Genomic DNA, 11681 nt, shown 5'->3' on the forward strand with positions numbered 1-11681 from the left:
CGAGTGGTCCGGAAGGCCGCTTCCGGCAGTGGCCGGACCGGTCATGACGACCGGCCGGGGCCCGGCGCGGTCTCCGAGAGCTTCGCGAGCTGGGCGTGCCACAGGTCGTCCAGCCGTTGGGCCCAGGCCTGGGACAGGAGGTCGAGGGACCTGGGGGCGGCGGCGCGGACGGCGCTCTCGACCACCGCGTGTGTGCCGTCCTGGACCTCGGTGAGCAGCCATGTCTGGTAAAGCTGCACACCTGCGCCGATCCCGAGCCAGCCGACCCGCCGGGGTGACACCTGCTCCCCCACGAACACCTCGAACCGGTAGCCGTGCCAGCGGACCTCGAACGACTGCGTGGGGGTGGTGGTGCTGACCTCCTCGCAGTGCGGAATCCAGCTCGGCCAGTTCGCCACGTCGGTCAGCAGCCGGAAGGCCCGCTCCGGCGGGCCGGGCACGACGGCCTGGCCACGGTGGAAGCTGTGGGCATCGGCGGGGGAGAAACCGGACGGCCAGTGGATGGCTGGGTGGCTGTCTGCGGGGTCGTGCATCCGAATTCTCTTTCGCGCCTCTGCTCGACTGGGGGACGACCGCCGACAGTGTCGGTGGCACGACGGCCCAAGGACATCTCTCGTTCAGCCTGCAACAGAACCTGTGATTCCACATACGTCATATGACTGTGGCAGGCGGCGCACGTCATCAGTCGGCGTCCACCAGGCCCCAGGCGCCGACCACGGCCTGCGCTGGTACGGAGCGAGGGTGCCGGGCGGGGTGATCTCGCCGGCGTGCTGTTAGGCCAGTGCGCCCTGGGACGGGGAGGCCAGTGCGCCCTGGGACGGGGAGGCCGGTGGGCCGCCGCGGTGGGGTGGCTCACCGCGGCGGCCCGGGTGTGGGGCCTGGGGTGGTCAGGCCATGGCGTCGGCTTCGAGGATCGCCGCGGTGAAGGCCTCGGGCTGTTCCTGGGGGAGGTTGTGTCCGGCGCCCGGGACGACGTGGTGGGTCCAGGGGCCCGCGAAGTGTGCCGCGTAGCCGCTTCCGTCGGTCGGCGGGATGACGCCGTCGGCCTGTCCGTCCAGGGTGACTGTGGGGACGGTGATCTTCGGCTGGTCCAGCAGCCTACGCTCGAGCCCGGCGTAGCGGGGGTCGCCGGGGGCGGCGGCCAGGCGGTGCCGGTAGCTGTGGATCACCACGTCGACGTAGTCCGGGTTGCCCCACAGCTCGGCCGCCTGCGCGAACTCGGCCTCGGTGAACTGCCATTCGGGCGAGTTGCGGTGCCAGACGACGCGTGCCAGATCCTCCCGGTTGCGCTGGAGTCCCTTCCGGCCGCGCTCGGTGGTGAAGTAGAAGAAGTACCAGTAGCCCTCCTCCCGCGCGGGTGCCAGCGGCTCCTGGGCGAGGGCCAGGTTCTGGATGAGGTAGCCGTTGACGGAGACCAGGCCGGTGCAGCGCTCCGGCCACAGCGCCGCGGCGACGTCGCCGGCCCGACCGCCCCAGTCGTAGCCGGCGAACATGGCCCACGGGATGCGCAGGGCGTCCATGAAGTCGATCAGGTCCTGGCCGAGGGCCGCCTGTTCGCCGGAGCGGAAGGTGTCCGCGTGGCGGAAGCGGGTCTCACCGTGGCCGCGCAGGTAGGGGATGTAGCAGCGGTAGCCGCGCCGGGCGAGCGCGGGCGCCACCTCGGCGTAAGAGCCGACCGGGCTGAAGGGCCAGCCGTGCAGGAGCAGCACCGGCCTGCCGTGCGCCGGGCCCACGTCGTGGTACGCGATGTCGAGGAGGCCGGTCCGGATGTGCCGTACCGGCCCGAGACCGTGTGCGGTCCGCCCGGCCGGAGCCCCGGCCGCCGCCGTGCCGGTGAGTGCCGAGGCCTGGCCCGCGCCGGCGAGACCGGACGCTCCCGCCATCGCCGCCGTCGCCGTCATGGCCTGGGTCAGTCGCCGTCTGCTGATCATGTCGCTTCCTGGTGTTCGATCCGGAACGTACGAGACACATGTGCACGCACGTAGCATGCGTCACCGCCCTGACAGGTTACGAGGATCCTCATGTCGGATGTCTGTGTCAAGGAGCCATCGGCGCACGTGTCTTCGGTGTCTGCACACGTGAACTCGGCCCCGGCCCGTGCACGTCATCGTCACGTCATCGCCATGCGAGGGGCAGAACACCCGCCGGCAGGTGGCCTTCACCCAACGCGCAGGAACCGATGCACAGACACAGACCCGGCTGGGGTGCGCTCACGGCCGACTCAACGGGGGCGACACCTTCCCCGACCGGAAGTCCCCGGGCCGGGTGACCATCCCGGGGGCTGAAGACCATCACCGAGGTCGACGTCCAGGAACTGAGTCCCTGTGGTCCCTTCAGCCCCTGCGCCGACGGCCCGGCGGTGACCGCGCGGCCACGCGCTCAGACCGGCCGGTCGCGATGCCGTGTGTCGCCATAGGCATGAGCCACCAGCCCGGTCTCGACCTCAAGCGCATCGAGACGGGCGAGGACGGGCCGTAGCGGGTCGACGCCCGGTTCCGGGCCGGACGCGGCCGTCGGGAAAGCCGCGATGGGACGCTTCCGGTCGCGGCTTCGTCGTGGCCGCACACGGACGGCGGCCCCTGGTGCCGGGGAAGCAAGTGGGAAGCGACGGAAGCGTCGGCGGCCGGCCGAAAACGCCGCGACGGCGGCAGGTGGCCGGACCACCTGCCGCCGTCGGCGAATCATCTTGTGTTCTGTGTCGTACGAAGGGTCAGAGGGTGATGGTCTTGTACTCGGTGTAGGTGCCGAGGCCGACCGCACCGTACTCGCGGCCGATGCCGCTGGCCTTGACGCCGCCGAACGGGCCGTCGAAGGCGACGGGAGCGCCGTTGACCGTGACGGTGCCGGTGCGGACCCGGCGGGCGACCGCCAGAGCGTGCTCCTCGTCGGAGGACCAGACGCCACCGGAGAGGCCGTACTCGGAGTCGTTGGCGATGCGGACGGCGTCGTCCTCGTCGTCGTAGGCGATGACCACCAGAACCGGGCCGAAGATCTCCTCCTGCGCGATCCGCATCGAGTTGTCGACGTCGGCGAAGACGGTGGGCCTCACGTAGTTGCCCTTCTCCAGGCCCTCGGGGATCTGCGGGCCGCCGGTGACCAGGCGGGCGCCCTCCTCGATGCCGAGCTGGATGTAGTTGCGCACCCGCTCCTGCTGGTCGGGGCGGATCATCGGGCCGATGAAGGTGTCCGGGTCGTTGGGGTCGCCCACCTTCAGCGACTCCACCAGCTCCTTCAGCGCCGTCACGACCTCCTCGTACTTCTCCCGCGGAGCCAGGATGCGGGTCTGCGCGATGCAGGACTCGCCGTTGTTGAGCAGGGAGCCGAACTTCAGGCCCGCGACCGCCTTCTCGATGTCGGCGTCCGGCAGGATGATGGCGGCGGACTTGCCGCCCAGCTCCAGGCTGACCCGCTTGAGCTGCTCGCCCGCGATCGAGGCGATACGGCGGCCTGCGCGCGTCGACCCGGTGAAGGCGATCTTGTCGACGTCCTTGTGCGAGACCAGGTGCTCGCTGGTCTCCCTGTCGGCGGGCAGGACGCTGATCACGCCCTCGGGCAGGCCCACCTGCTCCAGCAGCTCGGCCAGGAAGCCCATGCTCAGCGAGTTCTCCGGGGACACCTTGAGGACCACGGAGTTGCCGGCGACCAGCGCGGGGATGATCTTCGAGGTGGCCGAGGAGAACGGCGAGTTCCACGGGATCACGGCGGCCACGACGCCGACCGCCTCGCGGCGCACCACACTGCGCGTCGGGGAGTTGGGGTCGGAGGGGACCAGGGTCTCCTCCCAGGCGAACTCCTCCGCGGCCTTCAGGTAGGCGTTCGCCTGCCGGGTCAGGCCGGGCTGTCCGGCGCGGGTGAACCATCCGGCCGAGCCGTTCTCCAGCGAGATCAGGTGCGCGATCTTCTCGGCGTTCTCCTCACGCAGCGCGTTGAAACGCCGCAGAACCGCGATCCGCTCCGCGGGCGGGGTCAGGCGCCACTCGCCCGCGTCGAAGGACGCCCGTGCCGCGGCGACCGCGCGGTCTATGTCCGCCGGCTGCGCCTGGGCGACGCGGCCGACCACCGACTGGTCGTGCGGCGAGGCGATGTCGAGCAGCTCGGGGTTGCTCGGCTCGACCCAGGAACCTCCGATGAAAAGCCGGTCGTAGGTGATCATGTGCTTTCTCTCTTCCGGTGCTTCGGTTCAGTTCTTCGGGCGTGTCATCCAACTGCCACTTCAATGTAGCACTTCTTCTCCTTAGTTGCACATGAAGGTAGCGGCATAGCTCAGATTCTTCTCATCGGCGATACTCTTACGGGATGAGAGCCGACGCAGCACGCAACCTGGAAGCAGTTCTGACCACCGGAGCACGTATGCTCGCCGCCGACCCGGGTGTGAGCATCGCGAGCATCGCCGCCGAGGCGGGTGTGGACCGGCGCACCGTCTACCGGCGCTTCGCCTGCCGCGAGGAACTCCTCGCCGCCATCTACCAGTCCCGGGTCACGGCCATCGAGCAGGCCATCGAGGACGCACGGCTGCGCGAGGCACCCGTCGCCGTGGCCCTGCACCGCTACGTCGAGAACATCATCACCGTCAACCGCACCTGGCCGGTCGACCTGGCCCGCATGCTCGCCGACGACGCCATCCGGCGGCGCCGGGACACCTGTATCGCCGAGGTCGAGGCCTTCCTCGCGCGGGCCACCGACGAGGGACTGCTGCGCCGGGACCAGCCGGAGGGATGGGCGGGACCGCTCCTGCCGGAGCTGGTGAACCTCGCCTCGCGCCGGCAGGCACACCTGAGTCCCGGACAGGCGGCCGACGTCGTGGTCAACACATTTCTGCACGGCATCGGCATTCCGCGCCCCCGGTCCCAGGACCCGACGGCGGACGGGCGGCCGCCGGACGGGCGTGACCGGTTCACCCCTGGGGATCAAGCACGCTCCACGCACTGGTCACACCCCTCGTGACGCCTCCCGGGCAAGGCTGAGAGTTCGAGACACGCATGACGGTCATATCGATACATCCAGAGTATGCGATACATGTCTTATCTGGCATACCTATAGAGGGATTTTTCGGACTTGCGACAGCAAGACACCGGTCCGGGCAGGAGTGCTTCCCGCCCGGTCCGGTGCAAGCCGAGCCCGAGGACCACACGGCCAACGCGGGCGACCCCGGCATCCAGGTCGAACTCCCGCCGTCGACGGTGGCGCCCAGGTTGACACACTTCGGCGGCAACCGTCGTTCCGCGGCGCTCCTAAGTCACCCACGTAACATCTCTCCCGACCACCCACGTGACAATCGGCGCCCCGTCGACACGTAGCCACGTATTTCCGCTCTCTACGTCGCGAGAGTATTGCTCCGCACACATAGGCTCGGAGTTGTACGCACGTGGCTGGTCCGGTGGGGAAGGGAGTGGGGCGCCGTGGAATCGCTCGTGACGATGATCGGCCGGGACGGCGAACGGGGGCAGCTGTCCGCGTTCGTGACGGCAGTCGAAGGTCAGGCCCTCGTCTTCAAGGGGGAGGCGGGGGTGGGCAAGAGCGCCCTGCTCGACCACGCCGCCCAGCTGGCGGCGGGGGCGGGCCACGAGGTGATCCGGGCGGCCGGGGTCGAAGCGGAGTCCGGGCTGCCGTTCGCCGGCCTGCACCAGCTGCTCCACTCCCTGCTGCCGTCCGCCGATGGTCTCGATCTGGTGCACCGCACCGTGTTCGACACCGTCTTCGGGCGGAGCGTCGGAAAGCCGCCGTCGGTCATGTCACTCGGTGTCGCCGTCCTGGACCTGCTGTCCCTGGCCTCCTCGGCGAGACCGCTGCTGCTGGTCCTCGACGACGGACAGTGGCTGGACGCCTCGAGTGTCGCGGTGATCGGGTTCGTGGGGCGCCGCCTGACCGGCACTTCGGTGAAGCTCCTGGTCGGGCTGCGCTCGGACGTCGCGTCGGGCTTCGACACCGCCGCCCTGCCCGAGCTGCCGGTCAGAGCCCTCTCGGACAGGGACGCGCGACAGCTGCTGGCCCTGCACCACCCGGATCTGGAGGCGTCCGTGCGCCGTCTGGTGCTGGACCAGGCCCAGGGAAACCCGCTCGCCCTGCTCGAACTGCCCGCCCACATCCATGTCGCTCCCGCGGAACTCGCGTCCGCCCGGGTCCTCGGACTGCATGACGCCTCACTGCCGCTGCCACGGCGCCTGCAGCACGTCTACGGCACACGTGTCAAAGGGCTCCCCGACGAGGTCCGTGAGGAGCTGCTGCGCGGCGCCCTCGACGGTGTCGGAGCGACACCCGGTACCACGCCCGCACCCGGTCTGAGGCGCTACCGCATGCGCGATGCCGACGCGGCGGTGACGGCCGGTCTGCTGAGGCCGGACCCGGTCAGCGGCGACTACGTCTTCCGGCACCCGCTGGTGCGTTCCACCGTGGTGCAGACGGCCACGCCCAACCAGCGCCGCGCGGCTCACGCGGCGCTCGCCCACGTGCACCGTGACGATCTGGAGCGGCGTGCCACGCATCTCGCGGCGTCGACGGTCGACCCGGACGAGGAGGTGGCGGCCGCGCTGGACGCGGCGGCCGAGTCCGCGACCCGGCGCGGCAGCGCGGTGGCGGCCGTGGCCTGGCTGACCCGGGCCGCGGAGCTGAGCGAGCACCGCGAGGAACGTTCCCGCAGAATCGGCGACGCGGCCTTCCTCGCCGGCCACGCGGGACTCTTCGACCAGGCGCAGCGGCTCGTCCGCTCCGACCGGGCGGCGGACGCGGACGAGTCCCCGGCCTCCGTGGTCACCTCGGCCTATATGGCGCTCTGGGAGGACGGGGACGTACGGCACTCGCACCGCCAGGTGACGTCGGCGATCGAGAACCTGCGCGACCGCGAACCGAACCAGGCGTCCGAGGTGCTCACGCGGCTCGTGAACCTGCTGCTGGCGATCGACCAGTACGCCAATGACGCGGCTCAGTGGAAGGAGACCCGCGCGCTGCTCGGCTCACTGGGCGACGTGCTCCCGCCGCGCTCGCTGGTCTACCGCGACGCGTGGGGCGACGTGGTCCTGCACGGTGCCGGGGTGCGGGAGCGGGTGGCGGTCGAGTTCAACAGTCTCGCGGAGGTGGAACCCTGGGATGTCACGCGGCTGTGCGTGGCCGCGTACCACGTGGACACCCTCAGCCAGTACCGGCCGCATCTGCAGCGCACCGTGGACCGCGAGGCCGAGACGGGCTTCGTACGCAACAGCATGACCATGTTGCATCTGATCATGCTCGACCAGATCGCGGTCGGCGAGTGGGACGAGGCCGAGCGGACCGGACAGCGTTGCCTGGAGCTGACGTCGTCCCACGGCTACCTGTTGCTCGCTCATCACAGCCGTGCGTATCTCGCGCTGCTGGCCGCTCTGCGGGGCCAAGTGGACCGGGCCCGGGAGCTGCAGGCCGTGGTCGACGCCTGGGCCCGCCCCCGCGGCATCGGCTTCCTCACCCAGATCGCCGACGCCATCGGCACCGCGGCCGCCCTCGCCGAGGGCGACTACGAAGCCGCCTACCTCCACGCCATCGGCATCACACCCCCCGGCTCCTTCGAACCCTACGCACACCAGGCCTCCCGCACCCTCCTCGACCTCGTCGAAGCAGCCCTCCACACCGGCCGCGCCGAACAAGCCCGCAGGCACGCCCTCGCGGCCCGGGACGCCAACCTCCCCGACATCTCCCCCCGCCTCGCCCTGATCACCTACGGCGCCCTCGCCATGACCGCCACCGACCCCACCGAAGCCGACGAGATGTACGACCGCGCCGAAAACCATCCCGCCGGCACCGGCTTCCCCTTCGAACTCGCCCGCATCCACCTCGCCCACGGCATCCGCCTCCGCCACACCCAGGGCCCCAAGGTCGCGCGGCAGCTCCTGGCCAGGGCTGCGGACACGTTCGAGCGGCTGGGCGCGCCGACCTGGACCGGACGGGCCCGGGCCGAGCTGCGGGCGTCGGGTCTGGCCACGCGTACCTCGTCCGTGCATCTCGCGGCGCTGACCTGGCAGGAACGCCGGATCGCCGACCTCGCGGCCATCGGCCTGACCAACAAGGAGATCGGCGAGCGAATGCACCTGTCGCCGCGTACGGTCAGCTCACACCTGTACCGGGTCTTCCCCAAGCTCGGCATCACCTCGCGCGCCGCACTGCACGACGCGCTTGCCAGGCTGGTCGACGAGCAGGGCAGCTGAGTGCAGCCCGGGGAGGATTGCTCCTTCAGTCGAATGACTCAGGGCGCCCTGCCCCGGATCCGGACGGCACACGGACGCCCACGACTTCCGGGTGTCCCCGGCCTCCTCACCTGCGGTGCCGGGCGACACATGGGGTGCGCCGCACTTCAGGTGTCGCTGTCCCCCTCGTACCGTCATATGACTGATGTATCCGGTTTCATTGCAGAGAAGAGTGTGTGCCGCTGGTCCCGCTCCCGGAAAGGAACAGCCTCGGACCTGCCGCCCGTCCGCATCGGAGACCATCACGCGTCACCTGTTTGACAGGTGACTGGCGTTGTGCGAGGGTCGTCGCGCCAAGAGCCGCGGTGGTCCCGTAGCGCCGATGCGAGCGGGAGGTCTCCCGGGCACGGACCGGTCACCGGAAACGCACGAGAGGGTTTGACATGATCAACAGGCGTACCTTCAGCAAGGCCGTCGGCCTGGGCACCGGCGCTGCCGCGGTCTCGCTGTCCGGCCTGCAGACCGACGCGTCCGCCGCGACCGCCGCGCAGAAGCCGGGCAGCGGCTCCACCGCTCCCACCGTGCCCACCATCACCCCCGGCACCCACACCGAGTTCAGCACGCTCAAGCACGTCAAGGCGGGCGTCCTGGACATCGGTTACGCCGAGGCCGGCCCCGCCCACGGCCCGGTCGTCCTCCTCCTGCACGGCTGGCCCTACGACATCCACAGCTTCGTCGACGTCGCCCCGCTCCTCGCCGACCAGGGCTACCGAGTCCTCGTTCCCTATCTGCGCGGCCACGGCAGCACCCGCTTCCTGTCCCGCCACACCCCGCGCACTGCCGAGCAGTCCGCCATCGCGCTGGACATCATCGCCTTCATGGACGCCCTGAAGATCGAGAAGGCGACGCTGGCCGGCTTCGACTGGGGCTCGCGCACCGCCGACATCATCGCCGCCCTGTGGCCCGAGCGGGTCGAGTCCCTGGTCTCCACCAGCGGTTACCTCATCACGAATGTCAAGGCACAGCTGTCGCCCGCTCTCCCGGCCGTCGAGCACAACTGGTGGTACCAGTGGTACTTCGCCACCGACCGCGGCAAGCAGGCCATGGAGGACGAGGAGAAGCGCATCGCGCTGTGCCGCTACGTGTGGACGCTCGTCTCCCCGAACTGGAACTTCTCCGACGCCGTCTTCAACCGCACCGCCGAGGCCTTCAAGAACCCCGACTACGCCGCCATCGTGCTCTACAACTACCGCTGGCGCATCGGCCTCATCGAGGGTGAGCGCCGCTACGACCGCTACGAGAAGCAGCTCGCGGCCCAGCCCTCCATCCACGTGCCCACGGTCACCCTCGACGCGGCCCTCGACCCCTTCACCCCGGCCGGCGACGGCTCCACCTACCGCACCCACTTCACCGGCCCGTACCTGCACCGCACGATCGCGAACATCGGCCACAACCTGCCGCAGGAGGCGCCCACCGTCTTCGCCCAGGCCGTGGTCGACGCCGACCACCTCTGAGATCCGCATCCGCCACCTGCCCCGGCGCCACACACCGCGTCGGCCCCGCCCAGGAGGAGTCACAGATGAGCGAAGTCCAGTGGAACCGTCTGACCGCCGCCGAACTGCGCGCCCTCGCGGCGCGGGACGCGGTGGTGCTGGTGCCCATCGGGGCCACCGAGCAGCACGGCCCCCATCTGCCGACCGGCGTCGACGACTTCCTCGCGGCGGAGGTGTGCCACCGGGCGGCGGTGCTGGCCGCCGAGCACACCGGTGTGGTGGTGACCCCCTCGATCCCCACGGGTCTGTCCGAGCATCACATGGCCTTCGGCGGCACCCTCACGCTCAGCCTGCCCACGCTCCACGCGCTGCTGCGTGATATCTGCCGCTCCGTGATCCGAGTGGGTTTCTCACGCATCCTGATCGTCAACGGGCACGGCGGGAACATGACCGCCCTCAACGCCCTCACGACCGAGCTGACCGCGGAGCTGTCGACGCCGATCGCGTTCGCCAGCTACTTTGGCGCCGGGCGGGAAGTGGTGCGGGACACCCTGGAGACCCAGGACGGCCTGATGCACGCGTGCGAGGGGGAGACGTCCATGATGATGGCCGCCCACCCCGACCTGATCCGTACCGAACACCTGGCCGAGGCGCACGGACCGCGGATCACGCTGCCCGCGGAGTCCACCGACCCGTTGTACATGGCCGTGCCCTTCGACCGGATCACCGAGAGCGGGGTCGCGGGCGATGCCCGGGCGGCGAGCGCGGAGAAGGGTGAGCGGATGCTCTCCGGCTGTGCGTCGGCGCTGGCGGACATCATCGTGCGGGACCCGTGGGCGAAGTAGGACCGTCGACGGTCCGGTGACACGTGTGTGCCGGGCCCCGGATCGCGCGGCCGGGAAGGGCATCGCCCTCCCCGGCCGCGCCGGTGTTCAGGACCCGTCGCGCTTCGGCAGCCGCCGGTTCGGGCGCGGGAAGTGACAGGTGTAGCCGTCCGGGTAGCGCTGGAGGCAGTCCTGGTGCTCCGGCTCGGCCTCCCGGAACGGGCCGGCCGGCAGCGCCTCGGTCACCATTGGTCCGGATCGGCTCCTGCCACCCCAGAAGCAGCCACCGGCCGGCAGCGCCGTCTCCTCGGCATCGTTCATGGCACCTCACGTTTCTGTTCGCGTGTGTGTGTCCGCGCAGGGTCTGGGCTCGCCCACCGGCCCGGAGACCCCGACATCTCACGTCACCGCCTTGACAGGTGACTGACGGCATGGCAGATTCATCACCAATCAGGGCGGTGACGAAAGTCGGCGAGGCCGGCCCGCCCCATGTACAGAGAAAAAGCCTGAGAGGGGTTTGTCGTGGTGAGCATCAAGGGTGGACGCAAGCGGCTGGTGACAGGTGCGGTCGCGACGGCCACGGCGGGGCTCGCGCTCGGCGCGTTCGCCCTCAGCGGCACCGCCAACGGCGCAACCGCGTCCGCCGACGCCGGCCGGCACACCAAGCCGACCATCGTCCTGGAGCACGGCGCCTTCGCCGACGGCTCCAGCTGGAACGGCGTCATCGCCGACCTGCGCGCCGACGGCTACCCGGTCGTCGCCGCCGCCAACCCGCTGCGCGGCCCGGCCTCCGACGCCGCCGCCCTGCGCACGGTCCTCGACCACGTCAAGGGCCCGAAGATCCTCGTCGGCCACTCCTACGGCGGCAACGTCATCAGCCAGGCCGCCACCAACGACCCCGACGTCAAGGCCCTGGTCTACGTCGCGGCCTTCCTGCCCGCCCCCGGCGAGAGCGCTCTGGAGCTGACCAACAAGTACCCGGGCTCCACGCTCCCCGACGCCCTCGACCCGGTCACCTACCGGCAGGCCGACGGCTCCACCGCCACCGACCTGTACATCCAGCAGGACAAGTTCCGCCACCAGTTCGCGGCCGACGTGCCGGCCGGGCAGGCCGCCCTGATGGCCGCCGAGCAGCGCCCCATCGCCCAGTCCGCCCTGGAGGAGAAGGCCACCACCGCGGCCTGGAAGACCAAGCCCAGCTGGGACATCGTCAC

8 protein-coding genes and 1 pseudogene are annotated in these 11681 nt (G+C 70.4%); 5 read left to right on the forward strand and 4 right to left on the reverse strand.

Features of this window, described 5'->3' with window-relative positions; genetic code table 11:
- Positions 1-41 precede the first annotated feature (41 nt).
- The 3 genes from ACFY16_RS39490 to ACFY16_RS39500 form a co-directional block, all read right to left on the reverse strand.
- Complete coding sequence (locus tag ACFY16_RS39490; RefSeq protein ID WP_390652059.1) at positions 42-533, reverse strand: SRPBCC family protein; 492 nt, start codon at positions 531-533, stop codon at positions 42-44.
- Positions 534-887: 354 nt separating this feature from the next.
- Positions 888-1931 carry an alpha/beta fold hydrolase gene (locus ACFY16_RS39495; protein ID WP_390652060.1) on the reverse strand — a complete coding sequence of 348 codons (1044 nt, stop codon included), beginning with the start codon at positions 1929-1931 and terminating at the stop codon, positions 888-890.
- Between the two features lie 779 nt (positions 1932-2710).
- Positions 2711-4153, reverse strand: a complete 1443-nt coding sequence (locus tag ACFY16_RS39500) for an aldehyde dehydrogenase (RefSeq protein ID WP_390652061.1) — start codon at positions 4151-4153, stop codon at positions 2711-2713.
- A gap of 197 nt (positions 4154-4350) precedes the next feature.
- Between ACFY16_RS39500 and ACFY16_RS39505 the strand changes: the two genes are divergently transcribed.
- From ACFY16_RS39505 to ACFY16_RS39520, 4 genes are all read left to right on the forward strand, one after another.
- Entirely contained in the window at positions 4351-4944 is a 594-nt protein-coding gene (locus ACFY16_RS39505; protein ID WP_390652071.1) for a TetR/AcrR family transcriptional regulator, read from the forward strand.
- Between the two features lie 473 nt (positions 4945-5417).
- Entirely contained in the window at positions 5418-8171 is a 2754-nt protein-coding gene (locus ACFY16_RS39510; RefSeq protein WP_390652072.1) for a LuxR C-terminal-related transcriptional regulator, read from the forward strand.
- A gap of 422 nt (positions 8172-8593) precedes the next feature.
- The gene (locus ACFY16_RS39515; RefSeq protein WP_390652062.1) at positions 8594-9664 is read left to right on the forward strand and encodes an alpha/beta fold hydrolase; all 1071 of its coding nucleotides are present in this window, start codon (positions 8594-8596) and stop codon (positions 9662-9664) included.
- A gap of 65 nt (positions 9665-9729) precedes the next feature.
- Positions 9730-10488, forward strand: coding sequence for a creatininase family protein (locus tag ACFY16_RS39520; protein WP_390652063.1), 759 nt, complete (start codon positions 9730-9732; stop codon positions 10486-10488).
- A gap of 87 nt (positions 10489-10575) precedes the next feature.
- Here ACFY16_RS39520 and ACFY16_RS39525 read toward each other — a convergent pair.
- Positions 10576-10722 (reverse strand): annotated as a pseudogene (locus ACFY16_RS39525) (peptide-methionine (S)-S-oxide reductase); the annotation flags it as partial.
- 267 nt (positions 10723-10989) lie between these two features.
- Here ACFY16_RS39525 and ACFY16_RS39530 point away from each other — a divergent pair.
- A partial coding sequence (locus ACFY16_RS39530) for an alpha/beta fold hydrolase (protein WP_390652064.1) occupies positions 10990-11681 on the forward strand: 692 nt, incomplete at its 3' end.

The sequence above is a fragment of the Streptomyces sp. NPDC001315 genome, from assembly GCF_042896175.1.
Classification (GTDB): domain Bacteria; phylum Actinomycetota; class Actinomycetes; order Streptomycetales; family Streptomycetaceae; genus Streptomyces.